The following is a 20,849-nucleotide window of genomic DNA, read 5'->3' on the forward strand; positions in this document are numbered from 1 at the left end:
AATTAACGACGCGTCAGCAGCACGCCCAACACCAGACCGACAGCGGCGCCAATGCCTACGCCTGTCCAGGGATTTTCGCGCACATAATCATCGGCGCGGGCGGCGGCGACGCGAGTCTGTTTGGCAATCACATCACCCGTTTCGCCCAGGCGGTAACGGCTCTCTTTCAGCGCGCGCTCGGCTTTGCTACGAATCTTACTCAACTCTTCTTTCGACTTTTCGCCCGAAGAGCTCAGCACTTCTTCAAGCGTATCGGTCAGGGATTTCAACTCAGCGCGCAGATGTTCCGTAGTGTTATCTTTCGACATAGTTTTCTCCAGGTGAGTGAGTATTTACATTCGGCGTTAATTTAGTAGTCTCTGGCCTCAAGTTTTTTTAGCTCATCCTGAGCCTCGGCCAGCTTACGTTCACGTTTGTCTATTTTATCCGCATCGCCTTTTGCTTTTGCCTCGGCTAAATCACGTTGGCGTTCGGCTACCTCTTCTTTTTGCTCAGCGATCTTTTTCTGATGCTCGGCGCGCAGCTTGCTGTCAGTACAATTGGCGCGTACTTCGCTGAGCGCCTTGTTCAGACCCTCAATACGGCGCTGATTGTTGTGCTTTTCAGCGTAGCTAATTTCCTTTTGTATATCCTGCTCTTTTTCCTGACAAAGCGAATTAGCGTAGCTACCGGCGCTAAGCGTAAAAAGTGTGATAGCCAAAGCGATGCGGTATTTCATTCCTGAACTTTCCCTTATGTTCGGACCCGTTGTCCGGGGCGGTGATCCCGATAATAACGCGGTGGGTTAAACACCGCTTTATTAATCATAGTCATTAAACAATGAAATCACCAAAGTGAGTGATATGATTCGGATTCCTGGAGATTAGCCAAAGCGGTGTGAGCTTTCCCGTAAGCGGGACAGCCACTGTACCGTTTCGTTGTCATCGTCCTGCTGAGCGACGACATAACCGTGTGGTAACGTTTGATCAAGCACTGTTTTTGCTGCGGCGCTTTGCGCAGGGGAATCGAAGGTAATGAGCAACATGTCATTTTTAGGCGTAATGCTTTTAAAATGAATGCCGTTCGCATCCAGATGATGCAGAACTGAGAAGCCGTCTGGCATACTGGCGCCCTGGTTAACCGCGCGAATGGCCAGCGTCGACTCTTGCTGACGCAGCGTTGACCACGTCATCATGAGTATGGTCAGCATCAGTAGAAAAGCGCTGATCCAAATGAGTTGTCGGGCAGTTATGCGTGGTTTAAGCATAAGTTATCCCCGGCTCCCATACTTCTTTTTCCACAGCATGACCAGTGAACCCGCCAGGCCAAAAAAGAGCAGCACCACGGGCAGCAGCATCAGGCATGACATTAACTGATCTTCATATTTCATAAAGACGGGCGTTTTGCCCAGCAGATAGCCCAGCGACGTCAGGATAAGCACCCACAACAAGCCGCTCATCCAGTTGAAGAACTGAAAGCGCGCGTTATTCAGGCCGGATATGCCGGCAATGGTGGGCAGCAGCGTTCTGACAAACGCGATAAAACGGCCTATCAATAATGCCGACAGGCCGTGTTTATGGAAAAGGTGATGGGCGCGTTGATGATAATGTGCGGGGAGATGAGAGAGCCAGTTTTGCACGGTGCGGGTATTCCCCAGCCAGCGGCCCTGAATATAGCTCACCCAGCAACCCAGGCTGGCCGCGACGGTAAGCAGCAAAATGGTTTGTGGAAAACCCATCGCGCCTTTGGCGATCAGCACGCCGACCAGGATCAACAGGCTGTCGCCAGGCAAAAAGGCGGCAGGGAGCAGCCCATTTTCCAGAAACAAAATCATAAATAACACAAAATATAACATGCCAATCATGGAAGGATTGGCCAGTGTTTCAAAGTCCTGAGCCCACAGGGCATTCAGCAATTGAGTCAGTAGTTCCATTCAGTATTCCTGGAGAATCGGTTAACGTCACGCCGGTGATCTGAGGTTTGCACTGCCGCAACAGAGTTGGAGTTTTTATCAGCGTTGCGGAAACGGCAAATTCGCGGCCTGAACTATTCCTTGTTAAGTTGTGAAGTAAGCAAGCACTAACACACAAAAATTCAAAATGCATCTAATTGTAACAAAGGTCAACGAAGTCCGTTATAGAAATTACGCGTCGTTGAGCTTTGATTTTGCTTATCGCAAGGGAGGGTGGCGAGAGGATTTACACAGGCTGACACTTTATACTGTACGCTGACCGAGCGCCGCGGCAGACGCCATCTACATATAACGTTACGCGAGGATGTCGCGCGTGATCATCAATTCGCTTTCCGTCATAGCCTATGGATTGGGAGATTCAGATCTATCGTTACGCCGGATGGCATACGCCATCCGGCATCGATAATCACTTAGCTACGCAAGGCGTTATTCGCCAGACGTTCGTCCTCTGCCTGGCAGGCTGCCGCAGTGAACAGAACATCGGTAGATGAGTTCAGCGCCGTTTCACACGAATCCTGCAATACGCCGATAATAAAGCCGACCGCTACTACCTGCATCGCGATATCGTTCGGGATGCCAAACATGTTGCACGCCAGCGGGATCAGCAGCAATGAACCGCCTGCCACGCCGGAGGCGCCGCAAGCACACAGCGAGGCCACCACGCTCAGCAGCAACGCTGTAGGCAGATCCACCGGGACGCCTAACGTATGGACTGCCGCCAACGTCAGAACCGTAATGGTAATTGCCGCGCCGGCCATATTGATAGTGGCGCCCAGCGGAATGGAAACGGAGTAAGTATCCCTGTCCAGATTCAGTTTTTCGCACAGCGCCATATTCACTGGAATATTGGCGGCAGAGCTGCGGGTAAAGAAGGCATAAACGCCGCTTTCACGCAGGCAGGCGAACACCAGCGGATAAGGGTTGCGACGAATTTTCCAGAATACCAACAGCGGGTTGACCACCAGCGCGACCAGCAGCATACAGCCAATCAAGACGACCAGCAGGTGCGCATAGCCCCACAGGGTGGAGAAGCCGGTGGTTGCAAGCGTTGATGAAACCAGACCAAAAATACCGACTGGCGCGAAACGGATCACCAGTTTCACCATAAAGGTCACGGCGTTAGACATATCGTTCACGAGGTTTTTGGTGGTTTCATTGCCATGACGCAGGGCAAATCCCAGACCGACGGCCCATACCAGAATCCCGATATAGTTAGCGTTCAGCAGCGCGTCGATGGGGTTCGACACCATACTCATCAGCAGACCGCGCAGGACTTCTACAATGCCGGACGGCGGCACGATATCCTGGGCGCTACTGGACAGATGCAGCGTTGAAGGGAAGGCGAAGCTGAACACAACGGCCGCCAGCGCGGCTGAAAAGGTGCCTAGCAGGTAAAGAAAGAGAATAGGGCGAATATTGGTTTTTTGGCCGTGCTGGTGGTTGGCGATCGAGGCCATTACCAGCATCAGCACCAGAACGGGGGCGACCGCTTTTAAGGCGCCGACGAACAGGGTGCCAAGCAAGCCAACCGCTTCCGCCGCAGGCTTAGAAATCCATGCCAGTAAAATCCCCAGTACCAGACCCACTAAAATTTGTTTAACCAGACTGCCTTGCGCTAAACGCTGCAGTAGCCCTGATGCTCGTTGCGTAGCCATTTCATGTTCCTTGTATTGTGTTGCTGGTCATCCCCTGCACGCTCTTACGGCGCATCTTTCAGGATGTAACAAAGTGTTTGCCTGGTTGAGTATAAGGAAAGTTGAAGGTTCGGGAAGCGAAATATCCTGGATTTTTTGCTGTGATCATGTTTTATAACCTTATATTAACAGTATTGTGACATGTTAAACAAAAACGCCCGGCAGGTGTGCGCTGCCGGGCGTTTTTGATGGGGCAGGTTTACCCCGATAAAAGATTATTGCGCTCGTAGTTTCTTATCGCGCTGATGGTTAACCCAGGCGTTAATCACCAGCGTAATGGTCAGAATGCCAAACACTACGCCCAGCGAAATCGCGATAGGAATATGGTAGAAGTCGACGATCAGCATCTTAATGCCGATAAAGACCAGAATGACCGCCAGACCATATTTCAGCATCGAGAAGCGTTCCGCCACGCCGGACAGCAGGAAGTACATCGCGCGCAGTCCTAAGATGGCAAACAGGTTAGAGGTCAGTACGATGAACGGGTCGGTGGTGACCGCAAAGATCGCCGGAATACTGTCAACAGCGAAGATCACATCGCTGAACTCAACCATAATCAGCACCAGCAGCAGCGGCGTGGCATACAGCAGGCCGTTTTTACGTACGAAAAAGTGCTCGTTCTCGATCGTATCAGTCATGCGCAGATGCCCGCGCAGCCAACGCACCATCGGTTTTTCGCCAATGCCGGATTCGTCTTCCTTCGCCAGCGCCATTTTTACGCCGGTAAACAGCAGGAAGGCACCGAACACATACAGCAGCCATTCGAACTGAGTGATAAGCCAGGTACCGGCGAAAATCATGATAGTACGCAACACGATCGCGCCAAGAACCCCATACACCAGCACCCGGCGCTGCAGAGCCGGAGGGACGGAGAAATAGCTAAACAGCATCAGCCAGACAAAGACGTTATCTACGGCCAGCGACTTTTCAATCAGATAGCCGGTAAGGAACGCTAATGCCTGCGGGTCAGCAACTTCGCGCCCTTGCGTTTCAGCCAGATACCACCAGAAAGCGGCGTTAAACAGTAGCGAGAGCGTTACCCACAGGATTGACCATCCTGCCGCTTGTTTCATCGACATAGCATGTGCGCCACGGCGTCCCTGCAACAACAGGTCGATGGATAGCATTATCACCACAACAACCGCGAATCCACCCCATAATAATGGCGTACCAACAGTATTCATTATTTCTCCCCATGCAAAAAAAAAACGGCTAACGCCGAATGGCATTAGCCGCTGCTTTTATGCATAGACCTTGCCATTCGGCAAGGTCTCACTTACAACAATAAAGGAATACGCTGACGCATTCCTTTATGGCTGCCCGGTGACCGGATGTGGTTTTGCACACATCGTAATGACGATCGACCGGCAATGAAGTTACTCCCCTTTGCGCGTAACAAAGTATGACAGGCCACGCGTAGAGTCAATGACCTGTAACATATGATTTACATAATTTTACGCAGTAAGGGGATGGGTCAGATCGTCCGCCGGGAAGATGACCCCGGTTTGACGGCGTATTTCTGTCAGCCATTTTGCCGTGGCGCGACTTAGCGACAACCCCGGATGTTCCACGGCGTGGTTTTCAATAAGCTGGGCAAACGCCCCGGCTTCATACAGCATGGTATTAATATGCTGAGGCTGGGTCAGATCCTGCATCAGCGCGCCGCGCGGCGCAAAACACACTTTCTGGCATTCCGACAGCTTTTCAATGACCAGCGATCCCCTCTCGCCCTGAATTTCACTGGCCAGTACCGAGTCGCTGACTTTGGAATGCTGTAGCGTGACGCTAAAATCGCCGTAATCCATAACCACGACGCCGTGCGCATCTACTCCGCTTTCCAATAAATTCGCCGACGCCTGAACGCTGCGCGGTTCGCCCCATAGCGCGATCGCCGACGCCAGACAGTAATACCCGATATCCATAATCGAACCATTGGAGAAGGCCGGATTAAACGTATTCGGATTTTCACCGTTCAGATAGCGCTGATAACGTGAAGAGTACTGGCAGTAATTTAGGAATGCTTTATGCATTCTGCCGATTTTCGGCAACGATTCCCGCAGCAGCAGGAAATTGGGCAGGCAGGCGGTTTTAAAGGCTTCAAACAGTATCCGCTGATTATCGCGCGCGCAGGCGATAGCGGCATCAACCTCCGCCAGGTTAGAAGCCAGCGGCTTTTCGCACATGACATGTTTTTTATGCTGCAAAAAGCGCTGCGTCTGGGAGAAATGCAGGGAATTCGGGCTGGCGATATAAACCGCCTCAATCGCGTCGCTTTGCGCCATCGCTTCCAGCGAGGTAAACAGATGCTCGACGGGATAATCATTTGCGAAAGACTGCGCCTGTTCAAGACTACGGGAGTAAACGGCGGCGAGCCTGAATTTGCCGGTTTCATGGGCGGCGTCGACAAACTGGCGCGTGATCCAGTTAGTCCCAATTACAGCGAAACGTATCATAAACGTCAGCGGACTCCAGAAAGGGATTTTTCGTCAATGTAGCACGCCTTTCCGCCCTTGCCAGTGCGCTGCGACGCACTCTGGCATTTTACTGGCGAGAAGGGCACCCGTGTGCGCTATCAGCCCCAATAGTGACGCCAGCGCCCAGATATTTAGGCTGACGGTGCAAAATTTTGGCATCCAGCACTGCGCTAACCCGCGCCAGCTTTTCCCGAAGTCGTGTGTAGGTTCCGTGCCTTTTATTCAGATCCGGCGCGTTAACGCCGATAGCGTCAATGCCATATTGTTGCGCCAGCCAGATCGCCCGTTGATTATGAAATGCTTGCGAGATAATCGTAATGCGGCTTTCGCCAAACACTTTCCGGGCGCGAACCACGGAGTCCAGCGTGGAGAATCCGGCATAATCACAAAAAATGGCCGCTTCCGGCACACCTTTCGCTATCAGCGCCTGCTGCATCGCCGAAGGTTCATCGTACTCTTTTTTGCCGTTATCGCCGCTGACTAACAGCCACTTCACTTTACCGGCGTGATACAACGCGGCGGCAGTATTAATCCGCCGGGTAAAATACCGATTGCCGGGTTTCGCGCCTAACACCAGCCCGACGTTGCGGGCGGGAACGGTCTGAATGTCATTCCATGTCAGATGCTGTGAGGCGTTGACGATAAGCCAGTTGGAATAGAAAAGCGCGACGCCTGCTGCGACAAGCAGAAAACACGCCACTGTTAACGCCCGGCGTGTAAAACAGAGGCGGCGGATAAAACGGGCACATTGTGAGAGCATGGTTGTTGCGCGGTTCCGTTGGCGGTGGATAAAAAATACCCTCTACAGATCGTCATCCTTGACGTGCGGCAGGCAATGAGCGAAATGTGAACGCGCCGATTTTATGCCCACGCCGTTAAAAAGATACGGGGGAAGGGGCATTTTCAGAATTTATTGTGCCGACAGCGCCTGATGCGTCAGCCACAGTCGCGTATCAAACTCCAGTTGATGGTACTGCGGCTCCATATGGCAGCAGAGCTGATAAAACGCTTTGTTATGATCTTTCTCTTTCAGGTGCGCCAGCTCGTGAACCACAATCATCCGTAAGAATGGCTCCGGGGCGTTACGAAACACGGTGGCGACGCGGATCTCCGCCTTTGCCTTGAGCTTGCCGCCCTGAACGCGCGAGACAGCGGTATGCAGTCCCAGCGCATTTTTCAGCACATGGATCTTGCTGTCATACATCACTTTATTGATGGGCGGCGCATTGCGCAGAAACTGACTTTTCAGTTCCTGAGTATAGTGATATAGCGCTTTGTCAGTGGCGTAATCATGCGCGCCGGGATAACGTTTTTCCAGCACTGCTCCCAGGCGCTGCTCGGCGATTAAGGCGCGCACCTGGGCAAGGAGATGTTCCGGATACCCCTGAAGGTAAGTTAGTGAGGTCATCAAAGCTCCATGTTGCTGATAAAAAGTGTATACTCACGCACCCTTTTCAGGGATAACGCCGCAATTTTACCATTCAGGAGGCCTAATGAGCCACGTAGACGACGGTTTCCGTTCACTGACGCTGAAACGTTTTCCGCAAACGGATGATGTTAACCCGCTTCTGGCGTGGGAGGCGGCCGATGAGTATCTGCTGCAACAGTTGGATGAGACGGAAATTCGCGGCCCGGTGCTGATCCTGAATGATACGTTTGGCGCGCTAAGCTGTGCGCTGGCGGAGCATTCGCCATACAGTATTGGCGATTCGTATTTAAGCGAACTGGGTACGCGAGAGAATTTACGTCATAACGGCATCGCGGAGTCCAGCGTAACGTTTCTCGACAGTACCGCTGACTACCCGCAGGCGCCGGGCGTGGTATTGATTAAAGTACCGAAAACGCTGGCGTTGCTGGAACAGCAGTTACGCGCTTTGCGTAAGGTCGTTACGGCGCAAACGCGTATTATCGCCGGCGCGAAAGCGCGTGATATTCATACCTCTACGCTGGAACTGTTTGAAAAAGTGCTGGGCCCAACCACGACGACGCTGGCGTGGAAGAAAGCGCGCCTGATTAACTGTACCTTCAGTCATCCGCAACTGGCCGACGCGCCGCAAACGCTAAGCTGGAAACTGGAAGATACAGGCTGGACGATTCACAACCACGCGAATGTGTTTTCTCGTACCGGATTGGATATCGGCGCGCGCTTCTTTATGCAGCATTTGCCGGAAAACCTCGACGGGGAGATTGTCGATCTCGGCTGCGGCAATGGGGTGATTGGCCTGAGCTTACTGGCGAAAAATCCGCAGGCGAACGTGGTATTTGTCGATGAATCGCCGATGGCGGTAGATTCCAGCCGTTTGAATGTAGAAACGAACCTGCCGGAAGCGTTCGAACGCTGCGAATTTATGATCAACAACGCGCTCTCCGGCGTGGAGCCGTTCCGTTTTAACGCTGTGTTCTGCAACCCGCCGTTCCACCAGAAACATGCGCTGACGGATAATATCGCCTGGGAGATGTTCCATCATGCCCGCCGCTGCCTGAAAATCAACGGCGAACTGTATATTGTGGCGAACCGCCATCTGGACTATTTCCACAAGCTGAAGAAGATTTTCGGTAATTGCGCGACGATAGCAACCAACAATAAATTTGTTATTTTGAAAGCGGTGAAGCAGGGACGCCGTCGATAAGGCGCTCAAGCGTCATACCGGCCTATAAAACCGGTATGACGGCGTAAGCCCGACAAGCGCAGCGCCATCAGGTAAAGTCGTTAAATCTCCAGCGCCAGTCGGGTGCCCTGGGCAATCGCCCGTCGGGCATCCAGCTCCATCGCGACATCGCATCCGCCGATAAGATGTACCGTTTTACCTGCGGCGCGTAACGGGTCCGCCAGTTCACGGCGGGGTTCTTGTCCGGCGCAGATCACCACATGATCCACTTCCAGCAACTGCGGTTCGCCGCCGATCAAGAGATGTAATCCGTCGTCGTCGATCTTCTGGTAACTGACCGCCGGGATCATCTTCACGCCGCGCGCCAGTAACGTCGCGCGATGGATCCAGCCGGTGGTTTTACCTAATCCTTCGCCCGGCTTGCTGGCTTTGCGTTGCAGCATGACGATTTGCCGTGGACTACGTGCCAGGCGTGGGCCTTCCGGGCGCAGACCGCCTGCCTGTTGCAGGCTGGTATCAATTCCCCATTCCGTACAAAATTCAGCAATATTTTGGCTGGTGGATTCGCCGTGCTGGCTCAGATACATGGCCGTGTCAAAACCGATCCCGCCGCAGCCGATGATCGCCACTCGTTTACCAACCGGCGCCTTATCGCGCAATACCTCCAGGTAGGTCAATGCCTTTGGATGATCGATACCGTCTATCGGCGGGCGTCGCGGTACTATTCCGCAGGCGAGGATCGCTTCGTCAAACGGCTGAAGATCCTCTGCGTTCACCCGTTGGTTCAGTTTCAGCGTAACGCCAGTAACATCGATCATTCGACGGTAGTAGCGCAGCGTTTCGTAAAACTCCTCTTTACCCGGGATCTGCCTGGCGATAGTAAACTGACCGCCAATTTCACTCTGGGCGTCAAACAGCGTGACATGATGGCCGCGCGACGCGGCGTTAATCGCGAAAGCCAGCCCCGCCGGGCCTGCGCCGACAACGGCCAGATTCTTTTTGCGTATGGCCGGCGTTATCGGCATGTGGGTTTCGTGACAGGCGCGTGGGTTCACCAGACAGGAGGTCACTTTGCCGATGAAGATCCGATCCAGACAGGCCTGATTACAGCCGATACAGGTGTTGATCTCATCTGCGCGTCCGGATTGCGCTTTAGTCAGGAATTCGGCATCGGCAAGGAAGGGACGCGCCATCGACACCATATCGGCATCGCCGCGCGTCAGGATCGTCTCGGCGACCTGCGGATCGTTAATGCGATTGGTCGCGATCAGCGGAACCGACACATGACCTTTGAGTTTCCGCGTCACCCAGCTAAAGGCGCCACGCGGTACTGGCGTGGCGATGGTCGGGATTCGCGCCTCATGCCAGCCAATGCCGGTATTAATTAGGCTTGCGCCTGCGGCTTCAATGGCTTGCGCCAGTTGTACCGTTTCGTCGAACGTGCCGCCATTTTCCACCAGATCGAGCATCGACAGGCGATAGATAATAATAAAGTCGTTCCCTACCCGCTGGCGTACCGCGCGTACTACCTCAACCGCGAAGCGCATACGATTGGCATAGTCGCCGCCCCATTCGTCATCGCGATGGTTAGTTCGCCGGGTGAGAAATTCATTAATCAGATAGCCCTCTGATCCCATCACCTCTACGCCGTCGTAGCCTGCTTCCCGCGCCAGCTGCGCGCAATGCGCGAAGTCGTCGATTAACTGCAAGATTTCATCATGCGTCAGTTCATGTGGCATAAAGCGGTTGATTGGCGCCTGAATTGCCGACGGCGCGACCAGGTGCGGCTGATAGCTGTAACGTCCGGTGTGCAGAATTTGCAGCGCGATTTTACCGCCTTGCGCATGTACGGCATCGGTCACCACGCGGTGAGGCGTTAACTGGCTGGCATCGTTCAGCATCGCGCCGCCGGTCATCACGACCCCGGAGGGAACGGGCGCAATACCGCCGGTGACGATTAACGCTACGCCGTGTCGCGCGCGCTCGGCATAAAATGCCGCCAGGCGCTCGGCGCCATCAGGATGTTCTTCCAGACCCGTGTGCATCGATCCCATCAGCACGCGGTTTCTGAGAGTAGTAAAGCCCAGATCGAGCGGGGCGAACAGCGACGGGTAGCTCATAAGCGTATCCAGTATGTAAAATTATTGTTATGTGGTCGGATGAGTTACTACTGTAGCCGTCGCGAGGTAAAAGGGAAAAGGGGAATGTGGTGATTGTGATGGGATTCAAAAAAGAGGCTGCGACCCGGGGAAAACAGGCCGGATAAGCATAGCGCCATCCGGCATCGTTTTTAAACCTCTTCAACGCTCACCTGCATCGCCGCCAGCGCATTACGCGCTGATTTCAATACCTGTTCGCACAGTTCAATGGTTAGCGTGAGCGGTGGCTCAATACGAATTGTTTTCGCATTATTCAGCGTACCAGCGACCAGCACGCGTTGACGGAACATCTCACTGGCAAAACGGTAGCCCGTTTCGTTATCGACAAATTCAATGGCCATCAACATACCTTTGCCGCGCGCATCGTGTACCAGATTGGGATATTCACGCGCAAGTTGTCGAAAACCATCCAGGAGCGTATCGCCTTTTTGTTCCGCTTGGGCCGGGAGATTTTGCTCCAGCAGGACGTTAATGGTCGCCAGCGCGGCAGCACAAGCCAGCGGATTACCGCCAAAAGTGGTGGTATGCAGGAAGGGGTTGTCGAACAGAACCGAAAACACCTCTTCAGTCGCGATGGTGGCGCCAATCGGCATCACGCCGCCGCCCAGGGCTTTCGCCAGACACAGAATATCAGGCTGCACATTTTCGTGCTCACAGGCAAACATCTTGCCGGTACGCCCCATGCCGGTTTGTACTTCATCCAGAATCATCAGCGCGCCGAATTCGTCACAGAGCTTACGTACCTCTGTCAGGTATCCCTGCGGCGGCAGGATCACGCCGCCTTCACCCTGAATAGGCTCCAGAATCACGGCTGCTATCTCGTCGCCCGTTTTTTTGCCTTCGCTAAATGCCATGCTCATCGCGTCGATATTGCCAAACGGCACATGGCGGAAGCCCGGCAGTAAAGGCATAAAGGGTCTGCGGAAGGTGGATTTGGCCGTGGCGGAGAGCGCGCCCAATGATTTGCCATGAAATGCGCCGCTGGTGGCGATAAAGGTAAACTTGCCGCGCGGCGACTGATACGCTTTTGCCAGTTTTAGCGCCGCTTCGACGGATTCGGTGCCGCTGTTACAGAAAAAGCTGTACTTGAGTTTCCCCGGTGTCAGCGCCGCCAGCGTTTTTGCCAGCATCGCCCGCAAGGGGTCAAGTAACTCCTGGCTGTGGAGAGGTTGTTTTGCGAGTTGATTCTGGACGGCGGATACCACAACAGGATTACGGTGCCCCACGTTAAAGATGCCAAACCCCCCAAGACAGTCGATAAACTCCTGCCCCTGGGTGTCGACAAGCGTATTCAAACTGCCCGCTTGCCACTCTACGGCTCCGTAATCCCCGCCGGCGGTAACAGATTTCCGGTATTCCAGAAATCCTGGATTTACATGCTCTTTAAAGTAGTCAATGACCTCTCGGTTTAGTGCTTTCATTTCCTCATGGTTTAGCGTTCGCTTCTCGATGAGATTCAGTGCGTGCGCGCTACAGGCCAAAGCCGATGCGCTGGAAGGTAACCTGTTCAAAATGAGCTCCAGAGGGCCGTGTATCACATGATACTGAATTAAGTATTGCAGGGATTAGCGGGGGTCTAAGCCCATAGTGAAAATCGGGATAAACACCAGGAATAATCACATTTACACAACATTTAATGTCATGCGTTAACAATTGGATGCATTTTGAGCAGATCTTGTTTTACGGTTTACGGTGTGTTGCGTTAGCGGCGGCGTGAGAAAAAGGTGAGCCAGGGCAGATTTTAAAGAAAAAGGTTGTCCATGCTAAACAATTTCATAATGAAAATAAGGCGCAGGATGAGGTGAAAATCGTACAAATATTAAGGATTAATCGCAAATTGCGATCCAGAGCAATTTTAACAACTAAAGATAAATAGATTAGCGCCGAAATAACATCTGAGCGAAAAATTAACATCCAGATAACCTGCACAGGACGCTATCATGTCTTCTCATCCCTACGTCAGCCAGCTAAATACCCCGCTGGATGATGATACCACTCTGATGTCTACGACCGACCTGGAAAGCTATATCACTCACGCCAATGACACTTTTGTCCAGGTGAGCGGCTATCAGTTAAACGAGTTACTGGCGCAGCCACATAATCTGGTGCGTCATCCGGATATGCCGAAAGCTGCCTTCGCAGATATGTGGTACACCCTAAAACAGGGCGAACCGTGGAGCGGCATTGTGAAAAACCGGCGTAAAAACGGCGACCATTATTGGGTGAGGGCCAACGCGGTACCGATGATACGTGAAGGGCGTGTGACGGGATATATGTCGATCCGTACCCGCGCCACGGATGATGAGATTGCCGCCGTCGAGCCTTTATATCAGGCGCTAAATGAAGGGCGGTGTAGTAAACGTATTCATAAAGGCCTGGTGGTTCGTCAGGGCTTGCTGGGCAAACTGCCCGCTATGCCTGTTCGCTGGCGAGTGCGTAGCATTATGGGGCTAATGGCCGTAATGCTGGCGTTGGCGCTGTTCGGTACGGATGCCTCATGGCAGGCGTTGTTTTTGGGCGCGTTGGCGATGCTGGCAGGTACGGCGCTATTGGAATGGCAAATTGTGCGTCCCATTGAAAATGTGGCGACGCAGGCGCTGAAAGTGGCGACCGGCGAACGCAACAGCGTACAACATCTTAATCGTAGCGATGAGTTGGGGCTGACGCTGAGGGCCGTGGGGCAGCTTGGCTTGATGTGCCGCTGGCTGATCAATGACGTATCAAGTCAGGTTTCCAGCGTCAGAAACGGCAGTGAAAGGCTGGCGAAGGGTAACAATGATCTGAACGAACACACCCGTCAGACCGTGGAGAATGTTCAGGAAACGGTAACGACCATGAACCAGATGGCGGAGTCCGTGAAGCTCAATTCCGAGACGGCTTCCGCTGCGGATAAGCTTTCCATGGCGGCCAGTAGCGCGGCGACTCAGGGAGGTGAGGCGATGGATACGGTGATTAAAACGATGGATGATATCGCTCACAGTACGCAACGTATCGGGACGATCACCACGCTAATTAACGATATCGCTTTTCAGACGAATATCCTGGCGCTGAATGCGGCGGTAGAAGCGGCGAGAGCGGGTGAGCAGGGGAAAGGGTTTGCCGTGGTTGCTGGCGAGGTACGTCATCTTGCCAGCCGTAGCGCTAATGCGGCGAACGATATTCGTAAATTAATTGACGCCAGCGCAACAAAGGTGCAGTCAGGCTCCGAGCAGGTTCACGCCGCAGGCCGTACCATGGATGACATTGTAGCCCAGGTGCAAAATGTCACCCTGCTTATCGCACGGATCAGCCAGTCGACGCAGGAACAGACAGATGGGCTTTCCAGCCTGACTCGCGCCGTGGACGAGTTGAACCGCATAACCCAGAAGAATGCGGCGCTGGTGGAAGAGAGCGCACAAGTCTCCGCGATGGTAAAACACCGTGCCAGCCGGCTGGAGGATGCGGTCACGGTACTGCATTAAATTTATTTGTAGGTCGCAACGGTAATAACGTCCGCCCGGTAGCAACAAGCTTACCGGGCGGATGCGCTCTGATAGAAGGCGGTGCCTGCCATCATAGAGAGTATCAGTGGCCTGTGATGTTAAAAATAATGTGATATTTATTCCTTCTCCCTTGTCTACCTATTAATAGGTATAAACTCAGTTAATAAATAAGAAATGGTTAACCTTTTAGCGTATTTCTTTCATTATTAGTGCCAATTTATGTCACTTTTGGTTCATCTTTCTGTGAACAATAAATATTACTTACTAATAATGCTCCGAAATAAAAAGCGATCAATATCATAAAGTTAGTAACATTATTGCCGATAAATCTTCCTGTATGAGGATATGCAATCCCAGGGAGAAAATATGTTTTTGCATAACATTAAAATACGTTCAAAATTATTTATGGCCTTTGGCTTATTCATTGTTCTCATGGTGGTGAGTTCCGCTCTGTCTTTGTTTAGCCTTGATCGGGCTAATACGGGTATGCAGAACATTATTACCAATGATTATCCCACCACGGTAAAAGCCAATCTGTTAATCGATAATTTTAATGATTTCATCATCGCGCAGCAGCTCATGTTACTGGATGAAGAGGGGCGCTGGAGCCAGAGTTCGCAGAAAGAGCTGGATGAAATAAGCCAGCGTATTACGGCGTTACTGGATGAGCTTTCCAGCAATCGTCACGATGCGGCTTCGCAGAAAATCATTACCGAGATCCGTGAAGCGCGCCAGCAATACCTGGAGTCCAGATTCCGTATTTTGCAAGATATTCAAAGCCATAATCGTCAGGCGGCCATTCAGGAGATGATGACCAGAACGGTGCAAGTGCAAAAGGTCTATAAGGACAAAGTTCAGGAACTTATCGCCGTTCAGGATGCGCAGATGCACAACGCGGGCGTGCAGGTCGAAGGAGATTTTAAAACTAACCGGACGCTGTTAATTACCCTGGCGCTGATAAGCATCGCTGCCGGATGCGTAATGGGATGGTATATCGTACGTTCCATTACCCGACCGCTTGATGACGCAGTACGCTTTGCCGAGGCGATTGCCGATGGCGATCTGACTCGCCATATCACCACCGACTATAAAGATGAAACAGGCGTACTACTGCAAGCATTAATGGCGATGAAAACGCGTCTGCTGGATATCGTACAGGAAGTGCAAAACGGTTCGGAGAGTATCTCCACGGCGGCGGCGCAAATTGTCGCCGGTAACCAGGATTTGGCCGCGCGTACGGAAGAACAGGCCAGCTCGGTTGAAGAAACGGCGGCGTCGATGGAACAGATTACCGCCACGGTTAAAAACACAGCTGACCATACCAGTGAAGCGACCAAACTCTCTGCCGGCGCCGCCAGCGTGGTGAAAAACAATGGGGAGATGATGAATCAAGTGACGCAGAAAATGCGCGTCATTAACGATACGGCAAATCGTATGTCGGATATCATCAATATCATTGATTCCATTGCCTTTCAGACCAATATTCTGGCGCTGAACGCGGCGGTTGAAGCGGCGCGTGCGGGCGAACATGGACGTGGTTTTGCCGTTGTCGCCGGAGAGGTTCGCCAGTTGGCGCAAAAGAGCGCCTCGTCAGCCAGTGAAATCCGTAATTTGATTGAAGATTCAACCAGTCAGACTCAGGAAGGGATGCACCTGGTGGAGAAAGCCAGCGCCCTGATTAATGGCATGGTGGATAACGTCGAAGAGATGGATGTGATATTACGCGAGATTGGGCAGGCCAGCCGTGAGCAAACTGACGGTATTTCGCAGATTAACAGCGCGATTGGCCTGATTGACGCCGCCACGCAACAAAACTCCTGCCTTGTGGAAGAGTCTGTTGCCGCCGCAGCGTCGCTGAACGAACAGGCGTTACATTTAAAAGAGCTGGTTAACGTGTTCCGCGTCCGCGAAGAGGACACGCAGCCCGCTTAATCCAGTTCGGCGATTTCCAGCGCCGCGCGATCAATCACGCCGATAATGCGTTTGATTTGCGCGTCGTTGATATCGCTGTGGTTTATCCGCAGATCCAGCACGGCCTTGAAGTTATCCAGCGCCCGCTTCATCTGCGGATTTTTACGTAACTCCATGCCCACACAACGGGCTTTTAGCCGCGCCTGAATATGCGTCAGGTGTTCGCGATTTTCATCAAGCCATTGCGCGCCGTTCGCGGTAATCGCGATTTTTTTCCGCCCGCCTTCTTCGTCGCTAATCGTGATAAATTGCTGATCCTGTAAAAAATCCAGCGTAGGGTAGATCACGCCAGCGCTTGGCGTATAGCCGCCCCCCGTCAGGTTTTCTATCGCTTTAATCAGTTCATAGCCGTGGCTGGCGTCCCGGGTCAGGATATCAAGAATGACCAGCCGAAGTTCCCCGTGGCCAAAAAATCGCTGACGTCGACCACCGCCCTGTCCATGACGACCACAGCCGTGTCCATGACGGTGTTCGCCGCCGCAACTGGCGTTCTCATGCTGATGCGCGCTATGGCAGCCTTCATGCTGATGTTCTCGATCTTTACAGCAGCCGTCGTGCTTATGATCCCTGTTTTTGCAACACCCTTCATGTTGATTTTGCATCATTGCCTCCTGCTTATTTAGATATATCTAATTTATATCTAAATGATGCTTTTTAGCAAGGGTAAAAGCGATTGTTTATATAAGCTATTAATTTATAATGTTTTATTTTAAGGTTATAGTTAGCGACGTGTTGCCAGGACACTATCAAAAAACAGTTGCATTTTTACTGATTAACAATCATTATCATTTAAAGCTTTGATTTAGATATATCGTATTACTTCACGAAGGCAAAAAATGACGACATCATCCGTACGCTACCCACAGCGTGTTCGTAATGAACTGCGTTTTCGCGAGCTGACCGTTCTGCGGGTAGAACGTATTAGCGCAGGATTTCAGCGGATCGTACTTGGCGGCGAGGCGCTGGACGGTTTCACCTCCCTGGGCTTTGACGATCACACGAAAGTTTTTTTCCCTGAGCCAGGCTGTCGCTTTACGCCTCCGACAGTCACTGAGGAAGGCATTATCTGGGGGGAGGGCGTTCGTCCGGTCTCCAGGGATTACACGCCGCTGTATGACGAGGCGCGTCGCGAGCTGGCGCTGGATTTCTTTATCCACGATGGCGGCGTAGCCAGCCGTTGGGCAATGGAAGCCCGTGAAGGCGATATACTGACGATCGGCGGGCCGCGCGGTTCGCTGGTGGTGCCGGAAGATTATGCCTGTCAGGTTTATGTCTGCGATGAGTCCGGTATGCCTGCGCTACGTCGTCGTCTGGAATCGCTTAGCCGTCTGCCTGTGCGCCCTGCGGTAACCGCGCTGGTGAGCATTCAGGATGCGGCATACCGCGATTATCTCGCCCATTTGACGGATATTACTGTGGAATATGTTGTTGGCGGCGATGAACAGGCAATGCAAACGCGCCTGTCGCAGCTGACAATACCAGAATCAGACTATTTCATCTGGATTACTGGCGAAGGCAAAACGGTAAAACGTTTAAGTCAGTGCTTTGAAAAGGGGTTTGATCCACACCTGGTACGTGCGGCAGCCTATTGGCATCGTAAATAGCGGTATGGGGCGAGCCCTGTCAGAAACAAAAAAGCCACTCTTTAGAGTGGCTTAATTATATGATTTTAAAGCTAAAATTTGGTGGCCCCTGCTGGACTTGAACCAGCGACCAAGCGATTATGAGTCGCCTGCTCTAACCACTGAGCTAAGGGGCCGTGGCGGTGGATTATAATGTAACTTTACGCTGTAATCCAGCCGTAACCGTGCGGGTGCTGTTTTTATAAACAATGTGTTTTCAACCCGTTATACTTAAAGAACGTTGTATTGCTCAGGAGTAATAATGGTTAAGGACATACTGGCGCCAGGGCTACGGGTGGTTTTTTGCGGCATCAATCCGGGACTCTCCTCGGCGAATACCGGCTTTCCGTTTGCACATCCCGCGAATCGTTTTTGGAAAGTTATTCATTTGGCCGGTTTCACCGATCGACAGTTGAAACCGGAAGAGGCGGAAAAATTACTGGATTTTCGCTGCGGGGTAACGAAACTCGTCGACCGACCGACGGTACAAGCGACTGAGGTGAAGTTGCATGAATTACGTAGCGGCGGACGCAACCTGATTGAAAAAATAGAGGACTACCAGCCCGCGGCGCTGGCGGTGCTTGGTAAACAGGCTTTTGAACAGGGATTCAGCCAGCGCGGTATCGCCTGGGGTAAACAAAAGATCGCCATTGGCGCGACGATGGTGTGGGTGTTGCCGAATCCCAGCGGCTTAAACCGAATTAAAACGGAAAAACTGGTCGAGGCCTATCGCGAACTGGATCAAGCGCTCATTATGCGTGGGCTATAGCAATGGGGAATGAGGGCGCGAATACTCGCGCTGTGTAGAAATTCTGCAGGCCAAATAGGGCGCTTGCGCATGGCCTGATAAAAAAACGCCGCCTTGCGGCGGCGTTTATACCTGTGCGGCGAATTAATCGTCGAGGAAGCTGCGCAGCACTTCAGAACGGCTCGGGTGGCGCAGTTTACGCAGCGCCTTCGCTTCGATCTGACGGATACGTTCGCGGGTAACATCGAACTGTTTACCCACTTCTTCCAGCGTGTGGTCGGTGTTCATATCGATACCGAAACGCATACGCAGCACTTTCGCTTCACGAGCGGTCAGGCCAGCCAAAACGTCGTGCGTTGCGGCACGCAGGCTCTCGGTAGTGGCAGAGTCCAGCGGCAGCTCGAGGGTGGTATCCTCGATGAAATCACCCAGATGCGAATCTTCATCGTCGCCGATCGGCGTTTCCATGGAGATTGGCTCTTTGGCAATCTTCAGCACCTTACGAATTTTATCTTCCGGCATCAGCATCCGTTCAGCCAGCTCTTCCGGCGTTGGCTCGCGGCCCATCTCTTGCAGCATCTGGCGAGAAATACGGTTGAGCTTGTTGATGGTCTCAATCATATGCACCGGAATACGGATGGTGCGCGCCTGATCCGCGATAGAGCGGGTGATCGCCTGACGAATCCACCAGGTAGCGTAGGTGGAGAACTTGTAGCCGCGACGGTATTCGAACTTATCTACCGCTTTCATCAGACCGATGTTGCCTTCCTGAATCAGATCAAGGAATTGCAAGCCACGGTTGGTGTATTTCTTAGCGATAGAAATAACCAGACGCAAGTTCGCTTCAACCATCTCTTTCTTCGCACGGCGGGCTTTCGCTTCCCCGATAGACATGCGACGGTTGATGTCTTTCACCTGTTCGATGGTCAGACCGGTTTCTTCTTCAATCTGCCGCAGTTTTTGCAGGCAGCGTTGCACTTCTTCCGCGACATCGTGCAGTTTTTCCGACCACGGTTTGTTCATCGCGATAGCGGCGTTGAACCAGGTTTCGCTGGTTTCGTTACCGGTAAACAGCGTGATAAAGTTCTTCTTCGGCATTTTGCACTGCTCGACGCAGAGCTTCATGATCAGACGTTCCTGGGTACGCACGCGATCCATCATCACGCGCATACTGTTGACCAGATAGTCGAATTGCTTCGGTACCAGACGGAACTGTTTGAACACTTCAGACAGCTTCAGAATCTCTTCCTGCGCGGCAGCATGGCTGCGGCCTTTCGCTTTGATGGTGTCGCGCGTAACGACGTATTGCGCGCGCAGCTCAGCGAATTTTTCGCGTGCCAGTTCAGGGTCAATGCTGTTGTCGTCATCGGCGGCGTCATCGTCGCCGTCTTCTTCATCTTCGTCTTCGTCATCATCCAGGTCTTCCTGGGAGAGTTCAGAACCGACGTGAGTTGCGGTCGGCGCCATCTCTTCTTCCGCGTTCGGATCGACAAAGCCGGTGATAAGATCGGACAAACGAGCCTCTTCAGCCTCAACGCGATCGTACTGTTCCAGCAGATAGGTAATGGCTTCCGGGTATTCGGCAACGGAGCATTGAACCTGGTTGATCCCGTCTTCGATACGTTTAGCGATGTCGATTTCGCCTTCCCGGGTCAACAGTTCAACAGTGCCCATTTCACGCATATACATGCGTACCGGGTCAGTCGTACGACCGATTTCAGACTCAACACTGGACAGAACTTGTGCAGCAGCTTCTTCCGCATCTTCATCGGTGCTGGTGGTATTTTCAGCCAGCAGCAGATCATCGGCATCAGGCGCTTCTTCCATTACCTGAATACCCATGTCGTTGATCATTTGGATGATATCTTCAATTTGATCTGAATCGACGATATCTTCCGGCAGATGGTCATTGACCTCAGCATAGGTCAGATAGCCTTGCTCCTTACCACGGGTGACAAGAAGTTTCAGCTGTGACTGCGGGTTTTGCTCCATAAGACGGTATCCACACTTATTCGTTTGATTGGTGTCGACGGTATAGCTGTCGACATTTAAAGCGAGGGCATACTTATATTTTGGCCGCTGCCTCTCACTGCGGCTGTCGGGGGCTTCCCGATCGATATGCGGCATTTAAGCCGTTAA

At 52.4% G+C, this 20,849-nt stretch carries 18 protein-coding genes and 1 tRNA gene; 5 read left to right on the forward strand and 14 right to left on the reverse strand.

The features are described 5' to 3' along the window. Window positions 1–2: 2 nt before the first annotated feature. The 9 genes from ACLJR2_RS05790 to ACLJR2_RS05830 all read right to left on the reverse strand — a co-directional run bounded on the left by ACLJR2_RS05790 (window position 3) and on the right by ACLJR2_RS05830 (window position 7,527). Entirely contained in the window at window positions 3–308 is a 306-nt protein-coding gene (locus ACLJR2_RS05790) for a YqjD family protein (protein ID WP_000031219.1), read from the reverse strand. A 41-nt stretch (window positions 309–349) separates the two neighbouring features. Then, entirely contained in the window at window positions 350–718 is a 369-nt protein-coding gene (locus tag ACLJR2_RS05795) for a DUF1090 domain-containing protein (protein ID WP_000877297.1), read from the reverse strand. A gap of 144 nt (window positions 719–862) precedes the next feature. Then, the gene (gene mzrA, locus ACLJR2_RS05800) at window positions 863–1,246 is read right to left on the reverse strand and encodes an EnvZ/OmpR regulon moderator MzrA (RefSeq protein ID WP_000917516.1); all 384 of its coding nucleotides are present in this window, start codon (window positions 1,244–1,246) and stop codon (window positions 863–865) included. A 3-nt stretch (window positions 1,247–1,249) separates the two neighbouring features. Beyond that, a complete protein-coding gene (yqjA, locus tag ACLJR2_RS05805; RefSeq protein ID WP_000422141.1) occupies window positions 1,250–1,912 on the reverse strand; it encodes a DedA family general envelope maintenance protein YqjA in 663 nt (220 codons plus the stop codon). Between the two features lie 449 nt (window positions 1,913–2,361). Continuing rightward, the gene (gene sstT / locus ACLJR2_RS05810) at window positions 2,362–3,606 is read right to left on the reverse strand and encodes a serine/threonine transporter SstT (RefSeq protein WP_000235363.1); all 1,245 of its coding nucleotides are present in this window, start codon (window positions 3,604–3,606) and stop codon (window positions 2,362–2,364) included. Between the two features lie 254 nt (window positions 3,607–3,860). Continuing rightward, a complete protein-coding gene (locus ACLJR2_RS05815; RefSeq protein WP_001098833.1) occupies window positions 3,861–4,829 on the reverse strand; it encodes a TerC family protein in 969 nt (322 codons plus the stop codon). A 270-nt stretch (window positions 4,830–5,099) separates the two neighbouring features. Next, window positions 5,100–6,098 carry a Gfo/Idh/MocA family protein gene (locus ACLJR2_RS05820; protein WP_000617678.1) on the reverse strand — a complete coding sequence of 333 codons (999 nt, stop codon included), beginning with the start codon at window positions 6,096–6,098 and terminating at the stop codon, window positions 5,100–5,102. Window positions 6,099–6,186: 88 nt separating this feature from the next. After that, the gene (locus ACLJR2_RS05825; protein WP_000951045.1) at window positions 6,187–6,879 is read right to left on the reverse strand and encodes a vancomycin high temperature exclusion protein; all 693 of its coding nucleotides are present in this window, start codon (window positions 6,877–6,879) and stop codon (window positions 6,187–6,189) included. Window positions 6,880–7,029: 150 nt separating this feature from the next. Further along, window positions 7,030–7,527: a M48 family metallopeptidase gene (locus tag ACLJR2_RS05830; RefSeq protein ID WP_000202966.1), complete on the reverse strand. Its 498-nt coding sequence runs from the start codon at window positions 7,525–7,527 to the stop codon at window positions 7,030–7,032. A gap of 85 nt (window positions 7,528–7,612) precedes the next feature. On the opposite strand from ACLJR2_RS05830, the gene rlmG reads away from it, so the two are divergent. Further along, complete coding sequence (gene rlmG / locus ACLJR2_RS05835) at window positions 7,613–8,749, forward strand: 23S rRNA (guanine(1835)-N(2))-methyltransferase RlmG (RefSeq protein ID WP_000019989.1); 1,137 nt, start codon at window positions 7,613–7,615, stop codon at window positions 8,747–8,749. An 80-nt stretch (window positions 8,750–8,829) separates the two neighbouring features. On the opposite strand, the gene ACLJR2_RS05840 is transcribed toward rlmG, so the two are convergent. Continuing rightward, entirely contained in the window at window positions 8,830–10,848 is a 2,019-nt protein-coding gene (locus tag ACLJR2_RS05840) for an NADPH-dependent 2,4-dienoyl-CoA reductase (protein ID WP_000121517.1), read from the reverse strand. 170 nt (window positions 10,849–11,018) lie between these two features. Continuing rightward, complete coding sequence (gene ygjG, locus ACLJR2_RS05845; protein ID WP_001520281.1) at window positions 11,019–12,398, reverse strand: putrescine aminotransferase; 1,380 nt, start codon at window positions 12,396–12,398, stop codon at window positions 11,019–11,021. 429 nt (window positions 12,399–12,827) lie between these two features. On the opposite strand from ygjG, the gene ACLJR2_RS05850 reads away from it, so the two are divergent. Beyond that, window positions 12,828–14,348, forward strand: coding sequence for a PAS domain-containing methyl-accepting chemotaxis protein (locus ACLJR2_RS05850; RefSeq protein ID WP_000094639.1), 1,521 nt, complete (start codon window positions 12,828–12,830; stop codon window positions 14,346–14,348). 387 nt (window positions 14,349–14,735) lie between these two features. Beyond that, entirely contained in the window at window positions 14,736–16,301 is a 1,566-nt protein-coding gene (locus tag ACLJR2_RS05855; RefSeq protein ID WP_000478471.1) for a methyl-accepting chemotaxis protein, read from the forward strand. Here the strand turns inward: ACLJR2_RS05855 and ACLJR2_RS05860 are convergent. Beyond that, entirely contained in the window at window positions 16,298–16,945 is a 648-nt protein-coding gene (locus ACLJR2_RS05860; protein WP_000983434.1) for a PadR family transcriptional regulator, read from the reverse strand. The two genes, ACLJR2_RS05855 and ACLJR2_RS05860, sit on opposite strands and share 4 nt — an antisense overlap. Window positions 16,946–17,176: 231 nt before the next feature. Between ACLJR2_RS05860 and ACLJR2_RS05865 the strand changes: the two genes are divergently transcribed. Continuing rightward, on the forward strand, window positions 17,177–17,944 hold the full coding sequence (locus ACLJR2_RS05865; protein WP_000213761.1) for a siderophore-interacting protein: 768 nt from the start codon (window positions 17,177–17,179) through the stop codon (window positions 17,942–17,944). A gap of 79 nt (window positions 17,945–18,023) precedes the next feature. On the opposite strand, the gene ACLJR2_RS05870 is transcribed toward ACLJR2_RS05865, so the two are convergent. Next, window positions 18,024–18,099: transfer RNA gene (locus tag ACLJR2_RS05870), tRNA-Ile, on the reverse strand. A gap of 125 nt (window positions 18,100–18,224) precedes the next feature. On the opposite strand from ACLJR2_RS05870, the gene mug reads away from it, so the two are divergent. After that, window positions 18,225–18,731, forward strand: a complete 507-nt coding sequence (mug, locus tag ACLJR2_RS05875) for a G/U mismatch-specific DNA glycosylase (RefSeq protein ID WP_000237776.1) — start codon at window positions 18,225–18,227, stop codon at window positions 18,729–18,731. A gap of 123 nt (window positions 18,732–18,854) precedes the next feature. Here the strand turns inward: mug and rpoD are convergent, their stop codons facing one another. Next, on the reverse strand, window positions 18,855–20,837 hold the full coding sequence (gene rpoD / locus ACLJR2_RS05880) for an RNA polymerase sigma factor RpoD (RefSeq protein WP_001120159.1): 1,983 nt from the start codon (window positions 20,835–20,837) through the stop codon (window positions 18,855–18,857). Between the last annotated feature and the right edge of the window lie 12 nt (window positions 20,838–20,849).

Source organism: Salmonella sp. SAL03688, assembly GCF_046551895.1.
Taxonomy (GTDB): Bacteria; Pseudomonadota; Gammaproteobacteria; order Enterobacterales; family Enterobacteriaceae; genus Salmonella; species Salmonella enterica.

Excerpts from the sequence above, each read along its gene's own strand:
- sstT (WP_000235363.1), bottom strand. The coding sequence starts at position 3,606 with ATGGCTACGCAACGAGCATCAGGGCTACTGCAGCGTTTAGCGCAAGGC.
- ACLJR2_RS05840 (WP_000121517.1), bottom strand. The coding sequence starts at position 10,848 with ATGAGCTACCCGTCGCTGTTCGCCCCGCTCGATCTGGGCTTTACTACT.
- ACLJR2_RS05815 (WP_001098833.1), bottom strand. The coding sequence starts at position 4,829 with ATGAATACTGTTGGTACGCCATTATTATGGGGTGGATTCGCGGTTGTT.
- ACLJR2_RS05825 (WP_000951045.1), bottom strand. The coding sequence starts at position 6,879 with ATGCTCTCACAATGTGCCCGTTTTATCCGCCGCCTCTGTTTTACACGC.
- ACLJR2_RS05865 (WP_000213761.1), top strand. The coding sequence starts at position 17,177 with ATGACGACATCATCCGTACGCTACCCACAGCGTGTTCGTAATGAACTG.
- ACLJR2_RS05850 (WP_000094639.1), top strand. The coding sequence starts at position 12,828 with ATGTCTTCTCATCCCTACGTCAGCCAGCTAAATACCCCGCTGGATGAT.
- ACLJR2_RS05820 (WP_000617678.1), bottom strand. The coding sequence starts at position 6,098 with ATGATACGTTTCGCTGTAATTGGGACTAACTGGATCACGCGCCAGTTT.
- yqjA (WP_000422141.1), bottom strand. The coding sequence starts at position 1,912 with ATGGAACTACTGACTCAATTGCTGAATGCCCTGTGGGCTCAGGACTTT.
- rpoD (WP_001120159.1), bottom strand. The coding sequence starts at position 20,837 with ATGCCGCATATCGATCGGGAAGCCCCCGACAGCCGCAGTGAGAGGCAG.
- rlmG (WP_000019989.1), top strand. The coding sequence starts at position 7,613 with ATGAGCCACGTAGACGACGGTTTCCGTTCACTGACGCTGAAACGTTTT.
- ACLJR2_RS05795 (WP_000877297.1), bottom strand. The coding sequence starts at position 718 with ATGAAATACCGCATCGCTTTGGCTATCACACTTTTTACGCTTAGCGCC.
- mug (WP_000237776.1), top strand. The coding sequence starts at position 18,225 with ATGGTTAAGGACATACTGGCGCCAGGGCTACGGGTGGTTTTTTGCGGC.
- ACLJR2_RS05790 (WP_000031219.1), bottom strand. The coding sequence starts at position 308 with ATGTCGAAAGATAACACTACGGAACATCTGCGCGCTGAGTTGAAATCC.
- ACLJR2_RS05860 (WP_000983434.1), bottom strand. The coding sequence starts at position 16,945 with ATGATGCAAAATCAACATGAAGGGTGTTGCAAAAACAGGGATCATAAG.
- ACLJR2_RS05830 (WP_000202966.1), bottom strand. The coding sequence starts at position 7,527 with ATGACCTCACTAACTTACCTTCAGGGGTATCCGGAACATCTCCTTGCC.
- mzrA (WP_000917516.1), bottom strand. The coding sequence starts at position 1,246 with ATGCTTAAACCACGCATAACTGCCCGACAACTCATTTGGATCAGCGCT.
- ACLJR2_RS05855 (WP_000478471.1), top strand. The coding sequence starts at position 14,736 with ATGTTTTTGCATAACATTAAAATACGTTCAAAATTATTTATGGCCTTT.